At 67.6% G+C, this 26,996-nt stretch carries 25 protein-coding genes and 1 tRNA gene; 12 read left to right on the forward strand and 14 right to left on the reverse strand.

Annotation, left to right across the window (positions count from 1 at the left end; all coding sequences use genetic code 11):
* Positions 1-50: 50 nt before the first annotated feature.
* On the reverse strand, positions 51-779 hold the full coding sequence (locus VH499_RS16885; protein ID WP_332053911.1) for an FkbM family methyltransferase: 729 nt from the start codon (positions 777-779) through the stop codon (positions 51-53).
* Positions 780-949: 170 nt separating this feature from the next.
* Between VH499_RS16885 and VH499_RS16890 the strand changes: the two genes are divergently transcribed.
* The 8 genes from VH499_RS16890 to VH499_RS16925 all read left to right on the forward strand — a co-directional run bounded on the left by VH499_RS16890 (position 950) and on the right by VH499_RS16925 (position 10,148).
* Positions 950-1,822 (forward strand): folate-binding protein, encoded by an 873-nt coding sequence (locus VH499_RS16890; RefSeq protein WP_332053912.1) that lies wholly within the window; start codon positions 950-952, stop codon positions 1,820-1,822.
* Between the two features lie 92 nt (positions 1,823-1,914).
* Positions 1,915-3,720 (forward strand): gamma-glutamyltransferase family protein, encoded by a 1,806-nt coding sequence (locus VH499_RS16895; RefSeq protein WP_332053913.1) that lies wholly within the window; start codon positions 1,915-1,917, stop codon positions 3,718-3,720.
* 98 nt (positions 3,721-3,818) lie between these two features.
* Positions 3,819-4,544, forward strand: a complete 726-nt coding sequence (locus tag VH499_RS16900; RefSeq protein WP_332053914.1) for a DUF1028 domain-containing protein — start codon at positions 3,819-3,821, stop codon at positions 4,542-4,544.
* Positions 4,541-5,524 carry an ABC transporter ATP-binding protein gene (locus tag VH499_RS16905; protein WP_332053915.1) on the forward strand — a complete coding sequence of 328 codons (984 nt, stop codon included), beginning with the start codon at positions 4,541-4,543 and terminating at the stop codon, positions 5,522-5,524. The genes VH499_RS16900 and VH499_RS16905 overlap by 4 nt, the downstream gene beginning before the upstream one ends.
* A gap of 109 nt (positions 5,525-5,633) precedes the next feature.
* Positions 5,634-6,704, forward strand: coding sequence for a dipeptide ABC transporter ATP-binding protein (locus VH499_RS16910; RefSeq protein ID WP_332053916.1), 1,071 nt, complete (start codon positions 5,634-5,636; stop codon positions 6,702-6,704).
* The gene (locus tag VH499_RS16915) at positions 6,701-8,221 is read left to right on the forward strand and encodes an ABC transporter substrate-binding protein (protein ID WP_332053917.1); all 1,521 of its coding nucleotides are present in this window, start codon (positions 6,701-6,703) and stop codon (positions 8,219-8,221) included. Before VH499_RS16910 ends, VH499_RS16915 begins: the two co-directional genes overlap by 4 nt.
* A 21-nt stretch (positions 8,222-8,242) precedes the next feature.
* The gene (locus VH499_RS16920) at positions 8,243-9,184 is read left to right on the forward strand and encodes an ABC transporter permease (protein WP_332053918.1); all 942 of its coding nucleotides are present in this window, start codon (positions 8,243-8,245) and stop codon (positions 9,182-9,184) included.
* 85 nt (positions 9,185-9,269) lie between these two features.
* Positions 9,270-10,148, forward strand: a complete 879-nt coding sequence (locus tag VH499_RS16925) for an ABC transporter permease (RefSeq protein WP_332053919.1) — start codon at positions 9,270-9,272, stop codon at positions 10,146-10,148.
* Between the two features lie 17 nt (positions 10,149-10,165).
* On the opposite strand, the gene VH499_RS16930 is transcribed toward VH499_RS16925, so the two are convergent.
* The 4 genes from VH499_RS16930 to VH499_RS16945 form a co-directional block, all read right to left on the reverse strand.
* Positions 10,166-10,423, reverse strand: a complete 258-nt coding sequence (locus VH499_RS16930; protein ID WP_332053920.1) for a hypothetical protein — start codon at positions 10,421-10,423, stop codon at positions 10,166-10,168.
* A gap of 72 nt (positions 10,424-10,495) precedes the next feature.
* The gene (locus tag VH499_RS16935; RefSeq protein ID WP_332053921.1) at positions 10,496-11,062 is read right to left on the reverse strand and encodes a GNAT family N-acetyltransferase; all 567 of its coding nucleotides are present in this window, start codon (positions 11,060-11,062) and stop codon (positions 10,496-10,498) included.
* Between the two features lie 11 nt (positions 11,063-11,073).
* Positions 11,074-11,691 carry a GNAT family N-acetyltransferase gene (locus tag VH499_RS16940; protein WP_332053922.1) on the reverse strand — a complete coding sequence of 206 codons (618 nt, stop codon included), beginning with the start codon at positions 11,689-11,691 and terminating at the stop codon, positions 11,074-11,076.
* 1 nt (position 11,692) lies between these two features.
* Positions 11,693-12,988: a hypothetical protein gene (locus tag VH499_RS16945; protein WP_332053923.1), complete on the reverse strand. Its 1,296-nt coding sequence runs from the start codon at positions 12,986-12,988 to the stop codon at positions 11,693-11,695.
* A gap of 233 nt (positions 12,989-13,221) precedes the next feature.
* Here VH499_RS16945 and VH499_RS16950 point away from each other — a divergent pair, with 233 nt between their 5' ends.
* Positions 13,222-14,178 carry a LysR family transcriptional regulator gene (locus tag VH499_RS16950; RefSeq protein ID WP_332053924.1) on the forward strand — a complete coding sequence of 319 codons (957 nt, stop codon included), beginning with the start codon at positions 13,222-13,224 and terminating at the stop codon, positions 14,176-14,178.
* A gap of 1 nt (position 14,179) precedes the next feature.
* Here VH499_RS16950 and VH499_RS16955 read toward each other — a convergent pair whose 3' ends face one another.
* From VH499_RS16955 to VH499_RS16985, 7 genes are all read right to left on the reverse strand, one after another.
* The gene (locus tag VH499_RS16955; protein WP_332053925.1) at positions 14,180-15,199 is read right to left on the reverse strand and encodes a HoxN/HupN/NixA family nickel/cobalt transporter; all 1,020 of its coding nucleotides are present in this window, start codon (positions 15,197-15,199) and stop codon (positions 14,180-14,182) included.
* Positions 15,200-15,380: 181 nt separating this feature from the next.
* On the reverse strand, positions 15,381-15,806 hold the full coding sequence (locus VH499_RS16960; protein WP_332053926.1) for an HIT family protein: 426 nt from the start codon (positions 15,804-15,806) through the stop codon (positions 15,381-15,383).
* A complete protein-coding gene (locus VH499_RS16965; RefSeq protein ID WP_332053927.1) occupies positions 15,803-16,747 on the reverse strand; it encodes a methylmalonyl Co-A mutase-associated GTPase MeaB in 945 nt (314 codons plus the stop codon). The genes VH499_RS16960 and VH499_RS16965 overlap by 4 nt, the downstream gene beginning before the upstream one ends.
* Positions 16,744-19,455, reverse strand: coding sequence for a pyruvate, phosphate dikinase (gene ppdK / locus VH499_RS16970; protein ID WP_332053928.1), 2,712 nt, complete (start codon positions 19,453-19,455; stop codon positions 16,744-16,746). The genes VH499_RS16965 and ppdK overlap by 4 nt, the downstream gene beginning before the upstream one ends.
* Positions 19,456-19,459: 4 nt before the next feature.
* Positions 19,460-21,511: a glycine--tRNA ligase subunit beta gene (glyS, locus tag VH499_RS16975; protein WP_332053929.1), complete on the reverse strand. Its 2,052-nt coding sequence runs from the start codon at positions 21,509-21,511 to the stop codon at positions 19,460-19,462.
* A 152-nt stretch (positions 21,512-21,663) separates the two neighbouring features.
* On the reverse strand, positions 21,664-22,575 hold the full coding sequence (locus VH499_RS16980; protein ID WP_332053930.1) for a glycine--tRNA ligase subunit alpha: 912 nt from the start codon (positions 22,573-22,575) through the stop codon (positions 21,664-21,666).
* Between the two features lie 272 nt (positions 22,576-22,847).
* Entirely contained in the window at positions 22,848-23,111 is a 264-nt protein-coding gene (locus VH499_RS16985) for a hypothetical protein (RefSeq protein ID WP_332053931.1), read from the reverse strand.
* Between the two features lie 55 nt (positions 23,112-23,166).
* Between VH499_RS16985 and glpD the strand changes: the two genes are divergently transcribed.
* Together glpD and VH499_RS16995 are read left to right on the forward strand one after the other, a co-directional pair.
* Positions 23,167-24,699, forward strand: a complete 1,533-nt coding sequence (gene glpD / locus VH499_RS16990; RefSeq protein WP_332053932.1) for a glycerol-3-phosphate dehydrogenase — start codon at positions 23,167-23,169, stop codon at positions 24,697-24,699.
* 153 nt (positions 24,700-24,852) lie between these two features.
* Positions 24,853-25,413, forward strand: a complete 561-nt coding sequence (locus VH499_RS16995; RefSeq protein ID WP_332053933.1) for a Spy/CpxP family protein refolding chaperone — start codon at positions 24,853-24,855, stop codon at positions 25,411-25,413.
* A gap of 197 nt (positions 25,414-25,610) precedes the next feature.
* Here the strand turns inward: VH499_RS16995 and VH499_RS17000 are convergent, their stop codons facing one another.
* Positions 25,611-26,474, reverse strand: coding sequence for an aspartate dehydrogenase (locus VH499_RS17000; RefSeq protein WP_332053934.1), 864 nt, complete (start codon positions 26,472-26,474; stop codon positions 25,611-25,613).
* Positions 26,475-26,568: 94 nt separating this feature from the next.
* Here VH499_RS17000 and VH499_RS17005 point away from each other — a divergent pair.
* A tRNA-Pro gene (locus VH499_RS17005) sits at positions 26,569-26,645 on the forward strand.
* Here VH499_RS17005 and VH499_RS17010 read toward each other — a convergent pair.
* Positions 26,634-26,996, reverse strand: a 363-nt coding sequence (locus VH499_RS17010) for a hypothetical protein (protein ID WP_332053935.1), incomplete at its 5' end; no start/stop codon positions are given. The genes VH499_RS17005 and VH499_RS17010 overlap by 12 nt on opposite strands.

Consider the following 26,996-nt stretch of genomic DNA (forward strand, 5'->3'; position numbering starts at 1 on the left):
TTCTGCACTTTACACGGACAAATGATTCAGTGGATCGGAGCCGGGGCTGATCACGCCCAGCTTCTGTCGGCAAGCAGCGTCGTGCCCTGACGGACGAAGACGAGGTCACCCTGACGCAGGCGATCGTCCCGGGTACGGCCGCTGAGCGCGGCGATATCGAACAGCTCGAATCCCTTGGAGTCGAAGAAGCAGATGATCTGTGGAATGGTCGGCTCGCCCGTTTGCTGGAAGAACGAGACCTCGATCAGGACAACCTCGACCAGGGGAAGCGTCGCGGACGCGCCGCTCAGCGCCAGGAGCTCGTGGCCCTGCAGGTCGAGCTTCAGCAGGATCCGGTCATCGGCCGTGACCGTGGCGGCGAACAGATGATCGAGCGTGGTCGCTTCGACATCGGCGCTCGCAGGCGAGCGATTCACGTCCCAGGCGATATGCGCTCCCGTGCCCGGTGTTTCACCGCACACCATTCGCACGGTTCCCGCCGCGGCCGAAAGGGCGACGGGATGGAAAACGAAGCCGTGCTCGACGCCCAGTCTCTCGAGCGGTGCGCAACAGGCGGGCTGCGGCTCGACCATGTGGATGCGAGCTCCCGGGAAAAGGCGCTTCGCCGCCAGCGCGAACGATCCGAGATAGGCGCCGCCATCGATGATCAACTGCGGTCGAAAGCCAAGCCGGCGAAGCTGGCCCAGGCAGTGCTCGATCGCCTGGAAGCGGTTGAGATTGCTTCTGGTGACGCGATAGGGAGTCCGCGCCAGAAGCCATTTGGCAATGTCTATCACCATGACGATGCGAAGGCCTTCATATGAGCCATTATCAGCGCCGCGTCACAATCGTGTCCATGTCGCAGCACCCGAGCAGGGTCCGCGGGCAGCGTCCACGAACAGCGTCCACGAACAGCGTCCACATGGGCCCGCTTGCCAAGCGCGGCCCCGATGCCCAACTTTGAGCGACCATGTCGGTTGTCTTCACTCTCCTTCCCCACCGCTCCGTCATCGCCGTTGGCGGCGAAGATCGCGCCGCGTTCCTGCAGGGGCTGATCTCCAACGACACGACCAAGGTCGCACCGGGCCGCGCGATCTGGGCGGCGCTGCTGACGCCGCAGGGCCGGTTCCTGAACGACATGTTCGTGGCCGACGGCGGCGACGGCACGCTGTTGATCGAGACCGAGCGCGAGCGCGCGACGGCGCTGGCGAAAAAGCTCGCGCTCTACAAGCTCCGCTCCAGGGTCACCGTCGAAGATCGCGGCACTGCCATGGAGGTCGCGGTCGCCTTCGGGCCGGGCGCCGACGAGTTGGCACCGCTGCGAGGCGCGACCGCGTTCGTCGATCCGCGCCTCGGCGAGCTCGGCGTGCGCGTGCTCGCGCCGGCGGGGCGGGCGGCCGCATTGCTGGCCGCACGCGGCTCCGAGCGAGTGCCGGCCGAGGCCTACGAGCGGCTGCGCCTCTCGCTCGGCGTGCCCGACGGCAGTCGCGATCTGCGGCCCGAGAAGGCGCTGCTGCTGGAAAGCGGCTTCGACGAGCTGAACGGCGTCGACTGGCAGAAGGGTTGCTACATGGGCCAGGAGCTGACGGCCCGCACCAAATATCGCGGACTTGTGAGGAAGCGACTGCTGCCCGTGAAAGTCGAAGGACCCCTGCCCGCGCCCGGCTCGCCGATCGAGCACGACGGCCAGGAGGTGGGCGAAATCCGCTCCGGCGCCGGCGATCGTGCGCTGGCCCTGCTGCGCCTGGAGGCGGTGCGGGCCGCCGGCGAGCTGACTTCGGGCCCGTCGCGCATCTGGCCGGAAATCCCCGCCTGGATGCGCCTGCCGGAACCCGCGGACTGACTGCTGCAGCGCAGAAGATTGCGCCACTGGAGCGGCGCGCCCCCAGCGACTAAGGTCCCTCCCCGGTTTTGCATACTGAGGGAGCGGCGCCCGTGAAGCTGATCAACCCCAATCCGTTCACCACGCGGCCCGAGATCGTGGGCACGTTCGGCGTCGTGACCTCCACGCACTGGATCGCGACCGCGGTCGGCATGGGCATCCTCGAGAAGGGCGGCAATGCGTTCGACGCCGCCGTCGCCACCGCCTTCACGCTGCAGGTGGTCGAGCCGCATCTCTGCGGGCCGGGCGGCGATGTGCCGCTGATCCTGAACAGCGTGAAGCGCGGCAAGACCGAGGTGGTCTGCGGCCAGGGCACCATGCCGGCCGGCGCCAGCATCGCGCACTACAGGAGCCTCGGCCTCGACCTCATTCCCGGCACCGGCCTGCTGGCCGCCTGCGTGCCCGGCACTTTCGACGCCTACATGCTGCTGCTGCGCGACTACGGCACGATGCAGCTGGCCGACGTGCTCTCGCCCGCCATCGGCTATTTCCGCGACGGCCATCCGCTGGCCGAGCGCGCCTCGGCCACCATCGCCACCGTCGCCGACAATTTCCGCGAGCACTGGCCGACCTCGGCCGCTGTCTTCCTCCCCGAGAACGAGGTGCCGAAGCCGGCCTCGCTGTTCCGCAACGTCGCCGCGGGCAACACCTACGCCCGCATCCTGAGGGAGGCCGAGGCGGTTGGCGGCGGACGGGAGGCGCAGATCGAGCGCGCGCGCGACATCTGGCGCCAGGGCTTCGTCGCCCAGGCGATCGACAAGTTCTGTCGCACCCAGGAAGTGATGGATGTCTCGGGACAGCGCAACAAGGGCGTGATGACCGGTGACGATCTCGCCAGGTGGCAGGCCACGGTCGAGGCGCCGCTCACTTATGACTACGGCCGCTACACCGTCTGCAAGGCAGGCCCATGGACGCAGGGACCGGTGGTGCTGCAGCAGCTCGCGTTGCTCAAGGGCTTCGATCTCGACGGCATGGATCCGACCAGCGCCGACTTCATCCATCTGCAGGTCGAATGCCTCAAGCTCGCCTATGCCGACCGCGAGGCGTTCTACGGCGATCCCGACTTCGTCGAGGTGCCGATGCAGACGCTGCTCTCCGACGCCTACAACGCCGATCGCCGCAAGCTCGTCGACAGGGCGACGGCCAGTCTCGAGCTGCGGCCGGGCAAGGTCGAGGGCTATGGCGGCGTGGTGAAGCTGCGCCGCGCCGACGGCGCGCGCACCGCCGTGGCGGCGAGCGGCGCCGGCGAGCCGACCGTCGGCCGCATGGGCCAGACCAGCGGCGACACCGTGCACTTCGACATCGTCGACCGCGACGGCAACATGATCTCGTCGACTCCCTCGGGCGGCTGGCTGCAGGGCTCGCCGGTGATCCCCGAGCTCGGCTTCCCGCTCGGCACGCGTGGCCAGATGTTCTGGCTCGAGGAGGGCCTGCCGGGCTCGCTGGCGCCGGGCAAGCGGCCGCGCACCACGCTGACGCCGACGCTCTGCCATCGCGACGGCGAGCCCTACATGGTGTGGGGCTCGCCGGGTGGCGACCAGCAGGACCAGTGGGTGACGCAGCATTTCCTGCGCCACGTCCATTGCGGCATGAACCTGCAGGAGGCGATCGACGCGCCCGCCTGGCACAGCGAGCACTTCCCCTCCTCGTTCTGGCCGCGCACCGCGCGCCCCGGCGTGCTGGTGCTCGAGGGCCGCGTGCCGCAGGCGACGGTGAACGAGCTGAAGAAGCGCGGCCACGAGGTCGAGATCAACGACCAGTGGTCGGAAGGCCGCCTCACCGCCGCCAGCCGCCAGGATCCGTGGCGCAAGGCCGCCGCCAACCCGCGCGGCATGCAAGGCTACGCGGCGGGGCGTTAGAGGATGAACCTCTTCCGGACCGCGAGTCTCCGGCTCGCTCATGACGATGAGCGCGCAAGGTGCGCGCGGTCCGGAAGAAGAGTCCGAACCGCCCGCTCATGACCTGGTCGATCATCATTCATGACAAGGCGACCGGCCGCATCGGCATTGCGGTCGCGACCAGGTTCTTCGCCGTCGGCGCGCGGGTGCCGCATGTCGAGCCGGGCAAGGGCGCTGTCTGCACCCAGGCGCTCACCAATCCGCTCTACGGCCCGCGCGGCCGGCAACTCCTCCGCGACGGCGTCGGCGCCGCCGACGTCGTGCGCCTTCTCACCGCACCCGATGAAGGCCGCGAGCATCGGCAACTGCACGTGCTGGGTCCCGACGGCAGGTTTGCCGCGCGCACCGGCGCCGACTGTATCCCGTGGTGCGGCCACTGGATCGGCGACGAGTTCTCCGTTGCCGGCAACATGCTGGCGGGCCCCGGGGTGGTGGGCGAGACGGTGCGCGTGCTGCGTGAGCGGGCGGACCTGCCGCTGCCGCAGCGCCTGATCGCCGCGATGAAGGCAGGCGAGGCCGCCGGCGGCGACATGCGCGGCAAGCAGTCGGCCGCCCTGGTGATCTGGGGCAACGAGGAATATTCCGAGCTCGATCTGCGCGTCGACGATCATGTCGAGCCGTTGCCGGAGCTGGAGCGGCTCGAAGCCGTGAGCCGCGAGCACTGGACGAAGTTTCGCGCCTTTCTGGCAACGCGCGAGAGTCCGGCCGGCGTCTTCGACCGCGCGAAGATCATGGCAGCCGTAGCTGCATCCGATCAAGGGAGCCCGACGACGGAGCGTCGATGAGCGGACCGTTGCTCGAGCTCAGGCAGCTTGCCGTCAGCTTCGCCACCGACGACGGCACCGTGCGCGCCGTCGACGGCATCGACCTCGCCCTGCAGCGCGGCCGCACGCTGGGGCTGGTGGGCGAATCGGGTTGCGGCAAGAGCGTCACCTCGCTCGCGGTGATGGGCCTGCTGCCGCCGGAGAACTCCAGCGTGACTGGCGAAGTGCGGTTCGAGGGCCGTGATCTGCTGGCGGTCGACCGGCGCGAGATGCGCGACCTGCGCGGCGCACGCCTCGCCATGATCTTCCAGGAACCGATGACGAGCCTCAACCCGGCCTTCACGGTCGGCGACCAGATCGTCGAGGCGATCCGCCGCCACAGCGATGCGTCGCCGGCCGAGGCGCGCGCCAAGGCGATCGAGATGCTCAGACGCGTGCGCATCCCCAGCCCCGAGAAGCGTATCGACGACTATCCGCACAAGCTCTCGGGCGGTCAGCGCCAGCGTGTGATGATCGCCATGGCGCTCGCCTGCGGGCCCGACCTCCTGATCGCCGACGAGCCGACGACGGCGCTCGACGTCACCATCCAGGCGCAGATCCTCGACCTGATGCGCGGGCTGCGGCGCGACACCGGCACCGCCATCATCCTGATCACGCACGATCTCGGCGTGGTGGCGGAGATGGCCGACGACGTCGCCGTCATGTACGCCGGGCAGATCGTCGAGCGCGCGCCGGTCGCGACGCTGTTCGCACGCCCCGAGCATCCCTACACGGTCGGGCTCCTGGGCTCGATCCCCAAGCTCGACCGCAAGCGCGAGCGTTTGCCCTCGATCGAGGGCCGCGTGCCCGACATGACGCAGCCGCCGGACGGCTGCCGCTTCGCCGCACGCTGCCCCTTCGTCCAGCCCGCGTGCCGCGATCGCGTGCCGCCGCTCACCGAGATCGCCGCCGGCCATCTCGCGCGCTGTCGCCGCGCCCCGCTCTCGCAGGTGCTGTCATGAGCCGGGAGATTGCGCCATCAACGAGGAGCATCGGCAAAGATCGGCGCGCTTCTGCATGCTCCTCGCCCCGGGCAGGGGGTGAGGGAGATGAGCGCGCTGAGCTCCTCCGATGAACGCGCTCCTCCAGGTCCAGGGACTCGTGAAGCACTTCCCGGTCGCGGGCGGCGTGTTCGGGCGCACGTCGGGCTACGTGCGCGCGGTGGACGGGCTCGATTTCGAGGTCGAGGCGGGTCGGACGCTGGCGCTGGTGGGCGAATCGGGCTGCGGCAAGTCGACGGTGGGTCGACTGGTGCTGCGGCTGATCGAGCCCACCGCCGGCCAGGTCCGCTTCGAGGGCGAGGATTTGCTGGCGCTCGACGCCGCTTCAATGCGTGCGCGCCGCCGCCGCCTGCAGGTGATTTTCCAGGACCCCTACGCGAGCCTCAATCCGCGCATGACGGTGGGCGCCATGCTCGCCGAGCCGCTGATGCTGCATGGTCTGGCCGGCGACGACGCCGGCCGCCGCGCACGCGTCGCCGAGCTCCTGGAGCTGGTGGGACTGCGGCCCGAGCATGCGCGGCGCTACCCGCACGAATTCTCCGGCGGCCAGCGCCAGAGGATCGCGATCGCCCGCGCGCTCGCGGTCGAACCGCGGCTGATCGTGGCCGACGAGCCCGTGTCGGCGCTCGACGTCTCGATCCAGGCGCAGGTGATCAACCTGATGCGCAGCCTGCAGAAGCGCTTCGGGCTCGCCTACATCTTCATCAGCCACGACCTCGCGGTGGTGAAGCACATCGCCGACCGCATCGCGGTGATGTATCTCGGCAGGATCGTCGAGACGGCGGCCGGCGACGAGCTGTTCGCCAACCCGCGCCATCCCTATACTCGTGCCCTGCTTTCGGCCGTGCCGCTGCCCGATCCCGCACTGGTGCGCGAGCGCGCGCTGCTGGAAGGCGACATCCCGAGCGCCATCGCGCCGCCGCCCGGCTGTCGCTTCCACACGCGCTGCCCTTTCGCGCGCGAGTCCTGTCGCCGCGATGTGCCGGCTCTCGCGGACGACGGCACGGGGCATGCAACGGCATGTCCATGGTGGCCCGACTTCCCCCCGGCGCCGACGCTCGAAGCGGGCGGCGGCCAAGACCAAGACCGCATCAGACTCGACCGCCTGCAGGCGGCGTTCGTTCCACAGGAGGCATCATGACCATCATCGTTCGCCGGCTGGCGCTGGCGCTGCTGCTCTCGGCGGCCGCCGTCGGCAGCGCCGCAGCCCAGAGCAACCTCCGCATCGGCCTCGCCGAGGATCCCGACGTGCTCGATCCGACGCTGGCGCGCACCTATGTCGGGCGCATCGTCTTCGCCTCGATGTGCGACAAGCTGTTCGACATCGACGAGAAGATGAACATCGTGCCGCAGCTCGCGCTCAGCCATCAGACGTCGGAGGACGGCAAGACCGTCGTCATCAAGCTCAGGCCCAACGTGAAGTTCCACGACGGCGAGGACTTCAATGCCGACGCCGCCAAGTACGGCCTCGAGCGGCACCTCGGCATGAAAGGCTCGTTCCGCAAGCCCGAGATCGCGGCCATCGACTCGATCGAGGTGGTCGATCCGCTCACTCTCAAGTTGCATCTGAAGCAGCCGTTCGCCCCGCTGCTCGCCCAGCTCACCGACCGTTCCGGCATGATGGTGGCGCCCAAGGCCGCCGAGGCCGCAGGCGACAAGTTCGGCCTGCATCCGGTCTGCGCCGGTCCCTACAAATTCGTCGAGCGCGTGCAGCAGGACCGCATCGTGGTCGAGAAGTTCGCCGACTACTGGAACAAGGACAAGGTCCATATCGACAAGATCACGTATCTGCCGATCGTCGATTCGACCGTGCGTCTTGCCAACCTTCGCTCGGGCGGACTCGACCTGATCGAGCGCGTGCTCGCGACCGACATCAAGACCGTGCGCGAGGACAAGAAGCTCAAGCTCAGCAAGGCGGTGTCGCTGGGCTATCTCGGCCTCACCATCAACATCGCCAACGGTCCAAAGGCCGACAATCCATTGGCCAAGGATGCCCGCGTGCGCCAGGCGCTCGAGCTTTCGATCGACCGCGAGGCGCTGAACCAGGTCGTGTTCAACGGCGAGTTCGTGCCGGGCAACCAGTGGATCAGCCCGCAGAACCCGTATTATCAGCAGAAGTTCCCGATCCCCAAGCGCGACGTCGCCAAGGCCAAGGCGCTCTTGAAGGACGCGGGCGTGACGACGCCGCTTTCGATCGACTTCATGGTACCGAACGGCGTCGAGCTTCGGCAGGTGGCGGAAGTCGTGCAGTCGATGGCGGCCGAGGCCGGCTTTGACCTCAAGATCCGCCTCACCGAGTTCGCGACCTCTCTGAAGCAGGCCGAGGAAGGCAACTTCCAGCTCTACCTGATCGGCTGGAGCGGCCGCACCGATCCGGACGGCAACTCCTACTCCTTCCAGGTCTGCAACCAGCCGCTGAACAACGGCAAGTACTGCGACAAGGAGGTCGACGCGGCGCACCAGGAGGCACGCGTCGGCGCCGATCTCGCCACGCGCAAGGCGGCCTACGAGAAGGTGGCGGCCAAGGTGCTGAACGGCGGCGGCCCGATCATCTACCTCTATCATCCGCAGGTGCTGGTCGCGCATACCGACAAGCTCGAGGGCTACGTGCAGATGCCGGACGGGCTGGTCCGGGTGGTCGGGCTGACGCTGAAATAGCGCAAGGCCTTCGCGACGCCCATGCTCGCCTTCCTTACCCGCCGGCTGCTGCAGATCGTGCCGACGATCGTGCTGGTCTCGATGCTGATCTTCGGGCTGCAGCAGCTCCTGCCGGGCGATCCGGCGCTGATCATGGCCGGCGAGGAGCGCGATCCGGCGGTGCTGGCGCAGATCCGCCAGCAGTACCGCCTGAACGATCCCGTGCCGGTGCGCTACCTCTTCTGGGCCAGGGGCGTGCTGGCGGGCGATCTCGGCGAATCGATGCGCCTCAAGAGCCCCGTTGCGAGCCTCGTCGAGGAGAAGCTGCCGGTGACGCTGCAGCTTGGCGCCATGGCGCTCCTGTTCGCACTCGGCATCGGCATTCCTGCCGGCATCGTCTCGGCGGTCAAGAAAGAGACGGCGTGGGACTACGGCGCCAACGTGTTCGCGCTATGGGGGCTCAGCACGCCCAACTTCTGGCTCGGCATCCTGCTGATCTTCCTGTTCTCCGTGACGCTCCACTGGCTGCCGGCCTCGGGCTACGTGCCGCTGGGGGAGGACTGGCGGCAGAGCCTCGGCACCACCATCATGCCGGCTTTCGTGCTGGGCAATGCGCTGGCCGCCGTGCTGATGCGGCACACGCGCGGTGCCATGCTGCAGGCGATGGGGGCGGACTACGTGCGCACTGCGCGCGCCAAGGGCCTGCAGGAGAGCCGCGTCGTCTTGAAGCACGCGCTGCGCAACGCCATGACGCCGGTGATCACGCTGGGCGCGCTCGAGTTCGGCACCCTGCTTTCGGGCGCGGTGCTGACCGAGCAGGTCTTCACGATCCCGGGTTTCGGCAAGCTGATCGTCGATGCGGTGTTCAATCGCGACTACGCCGTGGTGCAGGGCGTCGTGCTCGTGACCTCGACGATCTACATCACGCTCAACCTGCTCGCCGACATCGCCTACATGCTCGTGAACCCGCGGTTGCGCGGATGACGGGCGGAGATCGATCCTTTCGGGGCGCGGGATTCCAGCCCGCTCATGATGATGACCGAGCCAGAGGCTCGCGGTTCACATGACCATGACCGTCGTTTCCGCCGACATCGCGATCGCCGCGCGCGAAGAAAACCCGTGGGCACGGGCATGGCGGCGGCTGCGGCGACGCAAGGGTGCGCTGGTCGGGCTCGGCATCGTGGTGCTGTTCATCGCCATCGCCGTGCTGGCGCCATGGGTCGCGCCCTACGACCCGGTCGCCACGAGCTGGAGCCTGGTGCGCAAGCCGCCGTCGTGGACGCACTGGTTCGGCACCGACGAGGTCGGCCGCGACGTACTGTCGCGCATCGTCTGGGGCGCGCGCGCCTCGCTCGGCGCCGGCCTCGTCTCGGTCAGCATCGCCGCGGGCTGCGGCGTGCCGCTCGGCCTGCTCGCAGGCTATGCCGGCGGCTGGATCGACGCGGCCCTGTCGCGGCTGGTCGACGCCATGCTCGCCATCCCGTTCCTGATTCTCGCCATCGCACTCGCGGCGTTCCTGGGGCCCAGCCTCGGCAATGCGATGATCGCGATCGGCATCACCGCGACGCCGGTGTTCGTGCGGCTGACGCGCGGCCAGACGCTTGCCGCCAAGGTCGAGGACTATGTCGAGGCGGCGCGCGCCGTCGGCAACCCGCACTGGCGCATCGCGCTGCGCCACGTGCTGCCCAACATCGTGCCGCCCCTCCTGATCCAGGTCTCGCTCGCGATCGCGGGCGCCATCATCGCCGAGGCGGCGCTCTCCTTCCTCGGCCTCGGCCAGCAGCCGCCGTCGCCATCATGGGGCAGCATGCTCAACACCGCGCAACGCTTCATCGGCCAGGCGCCGTGGATGGCGATCTGGCCCGGCGTCGCGATCTTCGCCGCCGTGCTCTCCTTCAACCTGCTGGGCGACGGCCTGCGCGACGCGCTCGACCCACGCCACAAGTAAGCAAGGCGCCGATCGATCTAGTTCGGCAGACCGGTATCGATGCCCTCGAAGGCCGCGCCGGCGGCGACCGTGGTCGCCTTCTCCTCGACCAGCATCTGTGCCACGGCGAGGAAATGGACCAGTTCGCCGTCGTCCAGCCGCTCGGCCTCGCCGATCAACTCGCGCACGCCGTGCCACACCCGGAACAGGGCCGCCGCCCGCTTCTTTTCGGACAACGCCTGACGCCCACGTCGCCGACGCGCGTTCGGCTCGACGACGAAATCGAAGACTCCCATTCACGCTCCCGCTTGCACTTCCCTGTTCTCCCCGCAGGTCAGTGTAGCGGGCGCGGCGAGCGTCGTCTGCCTTCAGTTCGACACGGTACCGTGCGGCATACCGGTGGAGTCGAGCTGGCCGTCGCGGCGCAGGACCACCGCTTCGGGCGCCTCGATCTCGGGCAGCGGCTTGCTGGGATCGACCGCCTTCACCATGGCGACGATGCGCTTGGGCTCGGCGCCCGCCTCCTCCGGCACCAGCCGGCGCCAGCCCTGCTTCTCCCAGTAGCCGACGTCGCGCGGCAGCGCCTGGGCATAGAGCAGATTGCAGCCGCGGGCCTGCGCCTGCGCCCGGCAGCGCTCGAGCAGCATGCCGCCGATATTGTGGCCGCGGAAGCGCTGGATCACCGCCAGCCGCTCGGGCATGGCGAAGGACTGGAACCAGCGCAGCCGGACCGCGCCCGCCGGTTCGTCGCCGACGTAGGCGATGACGTGGGTGGCGCCGAAATCGTGGCCGTCGAACTCTTCCGAGAACGGCACGTCGAGCTCGCCGATGAAGCAGGCCGCGCGCACGGCGAAGGCCTGCAGCGAGTCCTCCATCCTCATGGCCAGCTTGGTGGTGACGAGTTCGCCACCGATCGATTGGGCGATGGGTCTCATGTCGGGTCCCCTCAATTCGTGACGCGCGCCGCGTGCGGAGCATGCGGATTGGTGGCGCCGCGCACCGCCGACTTCTCCAGGATGCCCTCGACATCGAGGCCGTCCTCGGGCCGGTTCATGATCATGGGCTCGGTCGACAGGCAGACCGCGTCCGCGGCCGGCGGCAGCTCGCAATAGACGGCGTAATATTCATGGTCGGAGAACTTGAAAACGCGCTCGTCGACGCGACGGAAGCCCTCCTTCTCCATCATCGCCATGTGCCGCTTCTGCAGGTGCAGATAGACCTTGGTGAAGCCCTTGCGGCGGGCGAAGTCCTTGCACCACGAATTGATGGCGTGATGAACGCCGAGGCCGCGGTAGCGCTTCAGCACCACGCAGCGCTCGAACTTGCAGAAGGACTGGAACCAGCGCAGGCGCATGGAGCCGGCGGGTTCGCCGTCGACATACATGATGATGTGGGAAGCGGCGTAGTCGTTGCCGTCGAACTCCTCCCAGTACGGGCACGCCTGCTCGCCCATGAATACGGCAGCCCTGAGCGCGAAGCACTGCATGAGCTCGTCGGACGTCGACGCGAGCTTGATCGTGACGACGGGCTTGCCCGCCATCGCCGCCGACCTGTGTTCAGCCATGTCATATCCCCTCGGTAAGTACTCCGTTGTCATTCCGGAAGCGGCGCCCCCCAGCCACTACTACCGGAACGTTGACGGACAATTGTGTGAGAACGTCGGTCACCACACCCGAAGTCATTCCCTTCGCACCCCTACGGATGGCCGTGGCCGAGACCCTGTCACGCCGCAGGATGCGCCACGGATAAATCCATCCACATTCATCATAGATTTGCCGCACGGTCATGCCGCCGGCGTCGCTCCCGTGCAGGCCATGCAGGCGCATGCCGGGATTGGCCTTCTTGACGGCCGCGATCACACCCTGGAAGCCCTTGCTGTTGTATGTGTCGCGCATGAAGGTCACCTCGACCTTCGAGCCGATGCCGGCCTCGGCCACCGCGAGCTCGATCAGCGCCTTGCGCGTCTCCGGCGGAAGAAATTTGTTGCCGGACGGAAAATAGTCGACGTTCACATCGGCCTTTTCGGTCTTCTCGTAGACCTGGAAGCCGTCCTCCAGTCGCGCGACGCGCAGATATCCCTTGCGGAAGGCGTCGGCATGGATCCGCGGCACCAACGTCGGATGGACGATGACCTTGTCGAGCCTGCGCTCCTCGATCGCCCGGCGCAGGATCAGGAGATGGGTGTTGTGGAACGGGTTGAAGGTGCCGAAGAACAACCCGATGCCGCCCCGGGGCGCGAGCAGCGAGCGCAGGTCCGACAGAACACCAATGCCGAAGAACAGCGCGCCGAGCACGAAGCCGACCACCAGGAACGCCTCGCGCGCGAACGGAAGGCCGGCGGTGCCGAACGCGGCCAGCGCCAGGTTGATCGCGACGCCGACCAGGACGTTCCGGTTGGCATCCCCGATGCCGCGCTGGAAGAGATACATCGCCAGATACTGGGCGCCCTGCGAGGCGAGCGACGTCACGAGCGCCGCCATGGCGACGCCGCCCACGGACGCCATGCCAGTCCGGTTCAGCGCTCCACCCGAGAGCATGATCCAGAACACCGCAAGGTTGAAAATGTATTGCGGGATGAACCGCCCGAGCCGCCCGCCCGTGACAAAGCCGGTCTTGTTGTTGGCCCAAAGTTCGGCCTTGTTGCTGAGCTTGCTGTAGGTCGGAAGGAATACCCCGGTGAATACTGACACACCGATCAGGGCGGGGTTGTTCCAACTGCCATGCGCGTACGCATAGCTCAGGTACGAAAGCAGGCCGACGAACGCCCCGATGCGCGTCGATGGACTGCGCAAATAGCGGCCGATCTTGTCACCCAGGCCGGAGAAGCCTGTCGATTTGCCGTCCGTGCTGACCACGGCCACCACAGTACCCCGTTTCGAACGTCAACCGGGAAAACTACCAAGGATTGATTGACTAACGAATGCGAGGACTAGATACAGGCCGTCGGGACGATAACCGGCGACTGAAAAAATCCGGCTAGTGCCCTACAAAAGAGACAGAAAACGACATTCCACAAGTAATGGTGTAGGATAAAGCATATGGCATTCTCAAAGTAAATGTTCTGCTCCAAGCCCTATTGTATCGATTGTTTCCTATGACGATTGGTTCTCCGCGCAAGACCAAGGTTCCGAATATTCTCGGCGACTGGGACGACGTGCGTTTCTTCCTCGCCGTCGCCAAGACCGGCAGCTTCAGCGCCGCTGCGACGCAGCTCAACACCAAGCAGACAACCGTCGGTCGTCGGATCCAGGCGCTCGAACGGCGGCTGGGCGCCAAGCTCTTCGACCGCCACCGCCACGGCATGGAAGTGACGCCGGCGGCGCGCGGCGTGCTCGTCCAGGCCGAGTCGATGCTGTCGAACGCCACCTCGATCGAGCGCCATCTCGCCGGCCTCGACCGCGAGATGGCCGGCGTGGTGCGCGTGGCGGCAACGGAAGGCCTCGCGGCGCAATGGCTGGTGCCGCGCCTCACCGAGTTGCGCCGCATGCATTCGGACATCCTGGTGCAGGTGATCGTCGGCGATCAGGTGCTCGATCTCGCGACCCGTCAGGCCGACCTCGCCATCCGTTTCTTTCGCCCGACCTCGAACCAGCTCGTCGCCGCGCGCGTAGGGCAGTTCGCCATGTCGATCTTCGCCGCTCCCGCCTATGTCGAGCAGTACGGCATGCCCCAGCGGCTCGACGATCTGCGCGAGCATCACATCGTCGACCACACGACGCTGCACAGCCTGCCCGCCATGAAGGCCTGGACCGAGGTGGTGGAGCGCAGCCACAACGTGGTGCTGCGCACCAATTCCTCGCACTCGGCCATCGAGGCGGTGAAGGCCGGCTGGGGCCTCTCGGTGTTCCCCGGCTACAGCAGCAAGACCGTGAACCTCAACCCGGTTCCGATCGACCTCGGCATCACCCGTGACATCTGGCTGGTGAGCCACGAGGAGACCAACAAGGGCGCACGCATCCGCGCAGTGATCGACTACATCCGCGACCGCTTCCGCCAGGACGAGCGCGAGTGGTTCAGCCTGCCCATCCACCGCTCGATGGTGGCGGCGTAGCTCAGGGGCCGCGGTCGAGGCTGGCCGCGCCGAGACGCCGGTAGCGCCAGATCGCGACCGATCCGAGCCAGGTCGCGATCATCAAAACGATCACCACCAGGCCGATCTCGTTGAGATGTGCGGCCGCCACGTGCGCCGCGCTCCAGAACCGGCCGTCGAGGCCGAGCCGGTCGCCCAGCAGGCCGAGGAGCTCGATGCCGCCGATCGACACCGCCACCACCACCGACAGGAAGGTGATCACGAGGTTGTAGTAGAGCTTGCGCACCGGATTGACGAACGCCCATTGGCAGGCGCCCAGCATCAGCACGCCGTCCGTCGTGTCGACCAGCGACATGCCGGCGGCGAACAATGCCGGGAACACCAGGATCGACCAGAGCGAGAGGCCCTTGGTCGTTTCGCTGGCGGCAATGCCCAGCAGCGAGACCTCGGTCGCCGTGTCGAAGCCCAGCCCGAACAGGAAGCCGAGCGGGAACATGTGCCAGCTTCGCGTGATCAGGCGGAACAGCGGCTGGAACAGGCGAGCGAGCAGGCCGCGGTTCATCAACAGAAGATCGAAGTCGTCCTCGAGATAGCGGCCGCCGCGCCGCACGTGCCTGAAAGTGCGCCAGACCGCCTGCAGGATCACGAGGTTCACCGCCGCGATCGTGAACAGGAACAGCGCCGAGAGAACGGTGCCCACCAGCGAACCGATCTCGTGGAACGCCTCGAAGCGCCGCGCAATCAGCGTTGCGGCCGCCGCGACGCCCGCAGACGCCAAGGCCACCACCGTCGAATGGCCGAGCGCAAAATGGAAGCCGACCAGCAACGGCCGCTGGCCGGCCTGCACCAGCTTGCGCGTCACGTTGTCGATTGCCGCGATATGGTCGGCATCGACCGCATGGCGCAGGCCGAAGCCCCAGGCGAGCAGTGCCGCACCGAGCAGGGCCGGGTGATCGCGGAACGCGATTACCGCCCACCCCCAGGCCGCGAGATTGCCCGCGATCAGGAAGGCATAGAGGGCGAAGAGGGAGGGACGCTTCATTCGTCGCCGATCGCCCCCTCACCCAACCTCTCCCCCGCGCGGGAGAGAGGAGGAAGAAGCCGAACGCTCTCTTTCATGCTCCTCCCCCAACGGAGGGAGAGGAGGAAGAAACCGAAGGCTCTCTCGTGCTCCTCCCCCCCAACGGCGGGAGAGGTTGGGTGAGGGGGAGTGATGAACACAGCTACAGCGCCGCCCTAAGCTTGTCGGCGACGGCCTCGATCGCCTTCATGTCGCCGGGCGCCGGCGTCCAGTTGAGGGAAACGTCGTCGCCCACCCGGCGCGGCATGACGTGGATGTGGAGGTGCGGCACGGACTGGCCGGCGGCGCTGCCGTTGGCCTGCACGAGGTTCATGCCCTCCGGCGCCAGCACCTTCATCGCGGCCTTCGCCACCTGCTGCGCCGTGCGCGCCACCGCCGCCAGCATGTCGGCGGGAATGACATCGACCGTCGGCCAGTGGCCCTTGGCGACGGCCAGCGCATGGCCGGGATTCACCGGGTTGATGTCCATGAAGGCGAGCGTGCTCTCGTCCTCGAGGAGCTTGAAGCAGGGCAGCTTGCCCGCGACGATCTTGCAGAACACGCAATCGGCGTCGGTGGGATGGCTCATCGCGGTCTCTCCAGGGCGTTGCTCAGCTCGCGCAGGCGCTCGAAAGGCTGCCCGCCTGCCGGCAGCGCCGCATCCAAGCCAAGGATGGCCAGTCTTGCAAGGCCGCGCGTGCCGTAGCGTTCGCGCAGCGCTTCGCGCACCCAGCCCTCGCTCTGGCGATGGCGCGCGACGGCAAGCCGGCCGGCCTGCGAAAGATGCGCGCGATGCGCGTCGAGCGCCGCCATCAGCTCCGCGACGCCGGCGCCGCTTCGGGCGGAGACGGCAAGCGTCCTCAGCGGCCAGTCGCGCGGCTCGGCACCGCCAAGCGAGAGCGCCCCGGCGACATCGACCCGCGCCTTTTCCGCCGCCGCTCCGATATCCGCCTTGGTGACCGCGATCAGGTGCGGGATCTCGACGATGCCGGCCTTCATGAATTGCAGCGAATCGCCCGAACCGGGCTGGACGCAGAACAGCACGGTGTCGGCGACGCCGGCGACGTCGGTCTCGGACTGGCCGACGCCCACCGTCTCGATCAGCACGCGGTCGAACAGCGCGCGCATCACCACCATGGCGGCGAGCGTCTGGTCGGCGAGTCCGCCCAGGCGATCGCGCGCCGCCATCGATCGCACGAAGCTGCCTTCGTCCGCCGCATCGGTGACGATGCGCACGCGATCACCGAGCAGCGCCCCGCCGCTCGCCTTCGAGGAGGGGTCGACCGCAATCACGCCGACCGTGAGGCCGGCCTTGCGCCAGCCCGCGATCAGCGCCGCGCACAGCGACGACTTGCCGACGCCCGGCGGACCCGTGATGCCCACGACGTGCGCGCGCGGACGGCGCCACGCCTCGTCGAGCAGCGCCTGGGTCGAAGCCGCGTCCGGATCGCGCTCGAGCCCGGCCAGGACCCGGGCGAGCGCGCGCTTGCTGTTCGCCTGCGCGCCCGGCCGCAGCGCCGCGAGGGTCATTCCGTCTTGAGCGCGCCGCCCAGCGCCGCCTGCGCCGCCGCGAGCCGCGCGATCGGCACGCGGAAGGGCGAGCACGACACGTAGTCGAGGCCGGCCTTGTGGCAGAAGAACACCGAAGCCGGATCGCCGCCATGCTCGCCGCAGATGCCGAGCTTGAGGCTGTTGCGCGTGCGCCGGCCACGCTCGCGCGCGATCTCGATCAGTTCGCCCACGCCCTCGGTGTCGAGCGAGGCGAAGGGATCGTGCTCGAGAATGCCCTTCTGCCGGTACTTCTCCAGGAACGAGGCCGAGTCGTCGCGGCTCAGTCCGAACGTCGTCTGCGTGAGATCGTTGGTGCCGAAGGAGAAGAACTCGGCGGTCTCGGCGATCTCGGCGGCGCGCAGCGCCGCGCGCGGCAGCTCGATCATGGTCCCGACCATGTATTCGAGCTTCTCGCCCGACATCTGGCTCACCTCCGACGCGACCTGGTCGACCACCGTCTTCATCAGGTCGAGTTCCTTCTTGGTCGCCACCAGCGGGATCATGATTTCGGGTATCACGGTCTTGCCGTGCTTCTTCTGCACCTCGGCCACGGCTTCGAAGATGGCGCGCGCCTGCATCTCGTAGATCTCGGGATAGGAGATGCCGAGCCGCACGCCGCGATGGCCGAGCATGGGATTGAACTCGTGCAGCTTGTGGGCGCGCGCCTCGATCTCCTTCACGTCGACGCCGAGATCCCTGGCGACCTGCTCCATGTCGCCATCGGTCTTGGGCAGGAATTCGTGCAATGGCGGGTCGAGCAGGCGGATCGTCACCGGCAAGCCGGCCATGATCTCGAACAGCTCGACGAAGTCGCGGGCCTGCATGGGCTGGATCTTGGCGAGCGCGGTGCGCCGGCTCTTCTCGTCGTCGGCCAGGATCATCTGGCGCACCGCGACGATGCGGTCCCCCTCGAAGAACATGTGCTCGGTGCGGCAGAGGCCGATGCCCTCGGCGCCGAACTTGCGGGCCTGCGCCGCATCGGCCGGCGTCTCGGCGTTGGCCCGGATGCCGAGCCGCCGCATCTCGTCGGCCCACTCCATCAACTCGGCGAAGTCGCCCGACAGCTCGGGCTGCACGGTCGGCACTACGCCCAGCATGATCTCGCCGGTGCCGCCGTCGAGCGTGATCTGCTCGCCCGCCTTCACGGTCGTGCCGCGCACCGAGAGCGTTCCGGCCTTGCCGTCGATGCGCACGTCGCCGGCGCCGGCGACGCAGGGCTTGCCCATGCCGCGCGCGACGACGGCGGCATGGCTGGTCATGCCGCCGGTCGAGGTCAGGATGCCCTCGGCGGCATGCATGCCGTGGATGTCCTCGGGCGAGGTCTCGCGGCGCACCAGGATCACCTTCTCGCCGGCGCGCGCCTGCTTCTCCGCCTCGTCGGCCGAGAACACGACCTTGCCCGAGGCGGCGCCCGGCGAGGCGGGCAGGCCCTTGGCGATCACCTTGCGTTGCGCCTTCGGATCGAGCGTCGGATGGAGGAGCTGGTCGAGCGACGCCGGCACGATGCGCGCGACGGCCTGCTTCTTGTCGATCAGCCCCTCGCGCACCATGTCGACGGCGATCTTGAGCGCGGCCTTCGCCGTGCGCTTGCCGTTGCGCGTCTGCAGCATGTAGAGCTTGCCGCGCTGGACGGTGAACTCGATATCCTGCATGTCGTGATAGTGCTTCTCCAGCGTCTGGCGCACGCTTGCGAGCTGGCCGAAGACCTCGGGCATCACCTCTTCCATCGCCGGCGCGTCCGACTTCTGCGCCTTCTTGCCCTCGACCGTGAGATGCTGCGGCGTGCGGATGCCGGCCACGACGTCCTCGCCCTGTGCGTTCACGAGATACTCGCCGTAGAAGAGGTTGGTGCCGGTGGAGGGATCGCGCGTGAAGGCGACGCCGGTCGCGCAATCGTCGCCCATGTTGCCGAACACCATGGCCTGCACGTTCACCGCCGTGCCCCAGCTCTCGGGGATCGAGTGCAGGCGGCGGTAAGTGATGGCGCGCTGGTTCATCCACGAGCCGAACACGGCGCCGATCGCGCCCCAGAGCTGCTCGCGGGGCTCCTGCGGGAAGGGCTTGCCGGTGCGCTTCTCGACGATCTTCTTGTACTCGCCGACCACCGAACGCCAGTCATCGGCCTTGAGGTCGGTATCCATGTGGATGCCGAGATCCTCCTTCCTGAGCTCGAGCGCCTCCTCGAAATAGTGATGGGCGACATCGAGCACGACGTTGGAATACATCTGGATGAAGCGGCGGTAGCTGTCCCAGGCAAAGCGGTCGTCGCCCGACGACTTGGCAAGCCCCAGGACAGTCCTGTCGTTCAGCCCGAGGTTCAGGACGGTGTCCATCATGCCGGGCATCGAGGCGCGTGCGCCCGAGCGCACCGAGACCAGCAGCGGATTGTCGGGGTCGCCGAACTTCGCCCCCACGATCTTCTCGACGGTGCCCAACGCCTTCTCGACCTCGTCGCGAAGCTCGGACGGATAGCTTTCCCGATTGGCGTAATAGTAGGTGCAGACTTCGGTTGTCACCGTGAAGCCCGGCGGCACCGGCAGGCCGAGGCTCGACATCTCCGCAAGATTGGCGCCCTTGCCGCCCAGCAGATTGCGCATGTCGGCGCGGCCCTCGGCTGCACCGTTTCCGAAGCTGTAGACCCACTTGCCTGCATTCTGATCCGTCTTGCGGGCGGTGTTCTCTGCCATCTCTTCAGCCCTCGATCCTCGAAAAATCCGCCACCGCGTCCATGGTGGCCCGAATCTGGTTGAGCAACTTCAACCTGTTCAGTCGCAGCTCCGGCTTGTCCAGCACGTTCACTGTGACCTTGTCGAAAAACGCGTCGATCGGCGCACGCAAGCCGGCGAAAGCCTGCATCGCGCCGGAGAAATCCTCGCGTTCCAGGGCAGGCTTCACCGCCTGCTCGACGGCCGCCAGCGCCGTGGCAACGCTTTTTTCCTCCGCTTGTTCCAGCAGCGCGGGATCGGGCGTGCCGGCAAGTTTCGCGCCGAGACCCTTTTCCTTCTTCTCCTCGGCGCGCACGATGTTTGCAGCGCGGCCATGGGCGACGAGCAGATTCCTGCCCGCGTCCGTGCCGAGGAACGACTGCAGAGCCTCGACGCGCGCCAGCAGGCGCACGAGGTCGTCCTCGTGGCCGACCGCGAACACCGCATCGACGACGTCGTGCCGCACACCCTGCTCGCGCATCTGCACCTTCAGCCGGTCGGCAAAGAAAGCGAGCAAGTCGTCTTCTTTCACGAACTTCCCGAGCGGCAGCCGCAACTTGTTCTCGACGATGATGCGGATCACGCCGAGTGCCGCACGTCGCAGGGCATAGGGATCGCGCGAACCGGTCGGCTTCTCGCCGATCGACCAGAAGGAGACGAGCGCATCGAGCTTGTCGGCCAGCGCCACCGCGATCGACACCGGCGCGGAGGGACAGCGGTCGCCCGGCCCGGCCGGCGCATAATGGTCGCCGATCGCCTCGGCGACGGCCGGCGGCAGCTTCTCGGCCAGCGCATAGTAGCGGCCCATGACGCCCTGCAGCTCGGGGAACTCGCCCACCATGCCGGTCACGAGGTCGGCCTTGCAGAGTTCCGCCGCCATCATGATCGGCACCTTGTCGCTGCCGGGCACGTAGTCGGCGAGCGCCGTGGCGAGCGCGGCGACGCGCTGTACGCGGTCGGCCTGCGTGCCGAGCTTCGCATGGAAGACGATGTCCCGCAGTGCCGGCAGCCGTTCCTCCAGCCGCACCTTGCGATCCTGGTCCCAGAAGAACTTGGCGTCGGAAAGACGGGCGCGCAACACGCGCTCGTTGCCATCGACGATGGTCTTTCCGCCATCTCGCGCCACGTTGTTGGCAACCACGACGAAGCGGTCGGCAAGGGCGCCGTCGCTCTTTGTCGTGGCGAAATAGCGCTGATGCGTCTTCATGGAAACGATCAGCACTTCCGGTGGCACATCCATGAATTGGGCGTCGATCGTGCCCAGGAGCGGCACCGGCCATTCGACCAGCCCCGCGACCTCGTCGAGCAGCGCCTCGTCCTCCTTCAGCGCCACCTGCGCCTCGCGGCAAAGCCGGCGCGCGCCGTCGAGGATGATCTTCCTGCGCTCGGCCGGATCGAGCACCACATGCGCGTCGCGGAGCTTGGCGGTGTAGTCGGCGAAGCTGGCCACCTTGATCTCGCCGTGGCCCAGGAAACGATGACCGCGCGTGGTGTCGCCGAACCTGATCGGCGCCATCTGGCCGCCCGGCGCGACCTCGCCCGCCAAGACCTTGCCGTCGAACAAGGCGATCACCGACTGCAGCGGGCGCACCCATTGCATCGTGCCGCTGCCCCACTTCATCGATTTCGGCCAGGGCAGCGTCTTGATCGCTGCGTCGATGACGGCCGGCAGCGCCTCGGCCGTCGGTCCGCCCTTCTTGCGGATGACGGCGAACCAGAATTCACCTTTGCCCGACTCGCGCTTCTCGGCCTGGTCGAGCGAGGCGAGGCCCGCGCTCTTCAGGAACCCCTGGATCGCGGCGTCCGGCGCACCGACGCGCGGTCCGCGCTTTTCCTCGCTGACATCGGCGCGCGCCACCGGCAGCCCCTCGACCACGAGCGCGAGCCGCCGCGGCGTCGCGAAGGCGCGCGCCTCGCCGAACTCGAGGCCCACCGCCTTCAGCCCGTCGCCCACCAGGCGCTTCAGATCCTCCGCCGCGCGCGCCTGCATGCGCGCCGGGATCTCCTCGCTCAGGAGCTCGAGAAGCAGCTCAGCCATGCCAATCACTCCCTCCCCATTCACACGGGGAGGTGCCCGCGCAGCGGGCCGTGGGGTCACGGGCATCGAAGGGGATTTCATGACCCCTCCGGCCCTTCCGGCCACCTCCCCATATGAATGGGGAGGGTGATGAAAACGCCAGCGCACTCATTCTACGCCGCCACCTTCTCGACCTGCGTCGCGAGCCAGGCCTCGCAACAGGCCTTGGCGAGCGTGCGCACGCGCAGGATGTAGCTCTGCCGCTCGGTCACGCTGATGACACCGCGCGCATCGAGGAGGTTGAAGCAGTGCGAGGCCTTGATGCACTGCTCGTAGGCCGGCAGCGGCAGTTGCTTGCCGATCATCCGCCCGCATTCCCTCTCGGCGTCGGCGAAATGCCGGAACAGCATCTCGGTGTCGGCGTGCTCGAAATTGTAGGCCGACTGCTCCTGCTCGTTCTGCAGGAACACGTCGCCGTAGCTGAGCGGCACGTCCGAGTCGGGCGAGTTGAAGGGCAGCTCGTAGATCGACTTCTTGTCGAAGAGATACATCGCGAGCCGTTCGAGCCCGTAGGTGATCTCGCCCGCGACAAGGTCGACCTCGATGCCGCCCACCTGCTGGAAATAGGTGAACTGGCTGATCTCCGAACCGTCGCACCACACTTCCCAGCCGAGCCCCCAGGCGCCGAGCGTCGGGCTTTCCCAGTCGTCCTCGACGAAGCGGATGTCGTGCAGGCCGGTGTCGATGCCGATCGCCTCGATCGAGCCCAGGTAGCGTTCGAGAATGTCGGCTGGCGAGGGCTTCAGGATCGCCTGGAACTGGTAGTAGTGCTGCAGGCGCATGGGATTGTCGCCGTATCGCCCGTCCTTTGGGCGGCGCGAGGGCTGCACATAGGCCGCGTACCAGGGCTTTGGCCCCAGCGCCCGCAACGTGGTCGCCGTGTGGAAGGTGCCCGCGCCCATTTCCATGTCGTAGGGCTGCAGGATCACGCAACCCTGGCGCGCCCAGTAATCCTGCAGGGTGAGGATCAGCTCCTGAAAGCATTGCGGCCGGGCGCGGACCGCCGGGGGCTTGGACACGGACATCCTCGGACGAAAGAAGGCCTTGTCTTTCCGCGACTTAGGCCGTTTTTGCGGTGCGGCAAAATAGGTGCCACCCCCAATCGGGTCAAGCATCCATCCTTTGACATACCTCCGGCTTTCGCATGATTGATTTCGAGCGTGCGCCGGACGGCCGAATTATGCTGGTCAAGGTCGGAAGGTCGGCGCGACCGAGCCGCTTTGCCGGCTACGCGGTCACGTCCGCAGAGGCTTGGGCACGAACGAGATCATGGTCTTGGCGCGCTCGATGAGACCGGTCACGGGCAGTCGGGGCGGCCGCACTTGCCGGCGGAGAGCGAGACGTAGGCGCCGCAGACGCGGCACTGGCGTGTCTCCTCGACCGGCGGGCCACCCGATGTCGAGCCGGCCGAGGGCGGAGTTGGCGAAGCCGGTGCGCGACGGCTGGTCGCGGGTGGCGGCGCGCCGTTGCTCCCGCGCAGCACGCCGAACCAGCGGCGCACCATGCCCCAGACCATGTAAGCCGCGATTGCGAATACCGCGACTTTCAGCAGCAATCCCATGGCGCCTCTTTGCGGGCCGCGCACAATCCGGTCAAGCGCGCTATATGTCCGTCCCATGAATGGAATGGAAGGCCGGCCGCTCGATCTGTTCGTCGTGGGCGGCGGCATCAATGGCGCAGGCATCGCCTGCGACGCGGCGGGCCGGGCCCTCACGGTCGGCCTCTGCGAGATGAACGACTTCGCGAGCGCCACCTCCTCGGCCTCGACCAAACTGATCCACGGCGGCTTGCGCTACCTGGAGCACTACGAGTTCCGGCTGGTGCGCGAGGCCTTGACGGAGCGCGAAGTGCTGCTGGCCAAGGCGCCGCATCTCTCCCGGCCGATGCGCTTCGTGCTGCCGCACGAGCCGCATCTCAGGCCGCGCTGGATGCTCAGGATCGGCCTCTTCCTCTACGACCATCTCGACTGGCACATGACGCTGCCCAAGTCGCAGGCGGTCGATCTGCTGCACTCGAAGTACGGCGTCGGGCTGAACGGCAGCTTCCGGAACGGCTTCGTCTATTCCGACGCCTGGGTCGACGACGCGCGGCTGGTCATCGCCAACCTGAAGTCGGCGCGCAACATGGGGGCGCACATCCTCGCCCGCCATCGCTGCGTGGCAGCGCGCCGCACGAGCGACGGCAAATTGTGGGAAATCGAGCTGTTGGCGCCCGGCGGACAGGCGGTGAAGCTGCAGGCGCGCGGATTGGTGAACGCGGCCGGCCCGTGGGTGAAGCATTTCCTCGACGAGCAGGCGCACGTGCGCACGCCCAAGCGCGTGCGGCTGATCAAGGGCAGCCACATCGTCGTGCCACGCCTGCACGAGGGCGAACACGCCTTCATCCTGCAGAACAGCGACAACCGCATCGTGTTCGTGATCCCCTACGAGCGGAACTACTCGCTGATCGGCACCACGGACATCGCGGTCGAGGCGAGCGAGAAGCCGGTCTGCTCAGCCGACGAGATCGCCTATCTCTGCGACATCGCCGGCCACTACATGAAGAAGCCGGTCGTGCCGGCCGACGTCGTCTGGACCTACTCGGGCGTGCGCCCGCTGTTCGACGACGGCGACGACGATCCCTCGGCCGTCACCCGCGACTACCATCTCGAGGTCGATGCGCCGGAGGGAGGCGCGCCGATCCTGTCGGTGTTCGGCGGCAAGATCACGACCTACCGCCGCCTCGCCGAGCACGCGCTGGAGGACCTGCGCAAGTTCTATCCGGCGATGGGCGCGGCGTGGACCGCGCACAAGCCGTTGGCCGACGGCGAGCTTGCCGACGCGCCTTCCTTCGACGAGGCGTTCGACCGTTTCGCCGCGGGCGCCGCCGCTGCCAAGCCCGGCCTGCCGAAGGAGCTGGTGCGCGTGCTGGCACGGCGCCACGGCACCGGCCTCGACGACCTTCTCGAAAACGTGAAGACGACAGAAGATCTCGGCCGCTTCTTCGGCGGCCATCTCTACGAGGCCGAGGTCCGCTACCTGATGCGCGACGAATGGGCGGTCGAACCCGACGATGTCCTGTGGCGGCGCACCAAGGAGGGCCTCGGCATGACCGCCGAACAGCGTGCCGCCTTCGCGCAGTGGATGTGCGGGCTGCGACCGAACGCTTGAGGATCATCCTCTTCGGGACCGCGAGCCTCCGGCTCGCTCAAGGCGCATATGAGCGAGCGAGACGCTCGCGGTCCAAAAGAATGCACGGGAACGTTTGGCGGGATCGGGCCGTACAGGGGGTGTGGGAGAGTCCTGCACCCTTTGGAGCTTTCGATGACCGTCCGTCCCCTCTTTCTGGCCGTGCCGACCGCCCTCGTGGCGGCGGCCGGTTTTGCCTGGCTGACCTCGGCCTCCGCCTTCGACGGTGGGTTCGCGGGCGCGCCGCAGGTCGCCCAGGCAGGTCCGCCGGCCGCTCCGGCTCAACCGCCGGCGGCCGGCGGCCCGGAGCAAGCGAGGCATCATCAGCGCTCGCCGCAGAAGGCGTGCGTGGAGCACCTCGCGCGCCGCATCGGCAATCGCGCCTACCTGAAGGCGCGGCTCGACCTCAAGCCCGAGCAGATGAGCGCCTGGAACGCCTTCGAGAAGGCGGCCGACGAGGCGAGCGCGAAGGAGAAGACGTTCTGCGCGGGCCTGCCGGCCGAGATCAAGACGCCGCAGAACTTCGCCGAACGGTTCACCCTGCACGAGAGCCGGATCAAGATGCGGGCCGACACGCTCGAGGCGGTGAAGCCGTCGCTGCTCGCGCTCTATGCGGCGCTGACGCCCGAGCAGAAGGAGATCCTCGACCGGCCGACGATGGAACGTCACGGACGCATGCGCCACCGCCACGGGTGATCTTTTGGACCGCGAGCTTCCAGCTCGCTCATGAGATCATGAGCGCGCAGGATGCGCGCGGTCCGGAAGAACTGAGGCGGGCCTCCCCCTCTCCTCACCTCTCCCCCTCCGGGGGAGAGGAACATGAAAAAGAAATACTGCTCTCCGATTCTTTCTCCTCGCCCCCTTGGGGGGAGAGGATGGGAGAGGGGGCTGCGTCACCAGTCGCTGGCGCGGACCATCTTCATCAGCTCGTCGGCCATGGTGAGCGCGGTGAGCACGCCGGTCTTGGGATTGTCGGGCATCGAGCGGCCGAGCCGCTCGAGCCGCAGCTCGCCCGAATCGCTCACCACTTCGAGCCGGCTCGCATTGGTGCCGGGCGGCAGGGTCGGATCGGCGACCAGCTCGATGTCGGTGCGGTCGAGCCCCGCGCCGCAGAGCGCCACCGTCACCGCGAGATTGGCGTTCTTGGGATAGAGCCGTCCCGCGTCGGCCGGCGTGCCGCGGAAGATCACCGTCGGCTCGCTGATCGCGGGCAGGTCGAAATCGGTCTCGGCCGGCGTGCCGCTCCAGGCGTGCGGCGGCTTGATCGAGGTGTATTTCACGCGCTCGAGCTTGCCGAGCCGCATCGCCAGCAGCCCGTCGAGCCCGGCGATCGCGCCTGCCGGCAGCCGCAGACGCGCGCCGCTCCTGGCGGCCGCCGCGACGTGCCTCTTCCAGAGCTTCGGATCACCGTAGGCGCCGGTCGCGATCACCATGAGGTCGATGCCCTTGGCGAGGATCGCCTCGCCCCAGTCGCGCACCGCCTGCTGGCTCGCCGCCTCGACCACGACGTCGGGCTTGAGCTTGAGCAGCGCCGGCAGCGTCTCGACGACCGCGACCTTGCGCCCGACCTTCTTCTGCGTCGCCTTTGCGCGGCCCGGCCGCACCAGCACGCCGACGATGTCGATCGCGGGCTTCTTCTCGGCGAACACGTCGAACAGCATCTGGCCGATCGCGCCATGGCCGATCAGCGCGATCCGCAGTCGCTTCTTCTTGTTCCTGCTCTTGCTTCCGGCCATCGCCTCCCCCGCGCGCGTCACCGCGCGACTATAGCGGCGGGGTGCGGGCCTTGCGACCCCGGGAGGGCGCGGCTATAACCCGCCTCCCGAGCGGGAAGGACTGCGCGCGCGCTGACGGAGTGTAGCTCAGCCTGGTAGAGCACTAGCTTCGGGAGCTAGGGGCCGGAGGTTCGAATCCTCTCACTCCGACCAATCGGGCGATCCAGAAACGACGCGTCGCAAGATGCGTCGTTTCTCTTTTTGGCGAAGGTTGCCGGCGGACATTTGGCGCATGCCTTGCGCCAAACCAGAATTGTTTTCGCGGGACAATGCCGAGGGACCTTTCACGTTTACCGCTCGGCGGCGCGGATCGTGCCCGAAGCCCCGACTTCGTGCTGTCGCAATGTCGTCCCGCGACGGCGACGGCGGGGCACATTTTGTAGCTACAACAAATATTGAACGGCGCGCCTTTATTGTAGTAACATTAAAATCGTGAAGATCGAATTCGACACCGTCAAGCGTCAGGCGACCCTTGTGGCCCGGGGGCTCGACATGGCAGCCGCC

Origin of the sequence: Reyranella sp., from assembly GCF_036558665.1 — a bacterium.
Lineage (GTDB): Bacteria > Pseudomonadota > Alphaproteobacteria > Reyranellales > Reyranellaceae > Reyranella.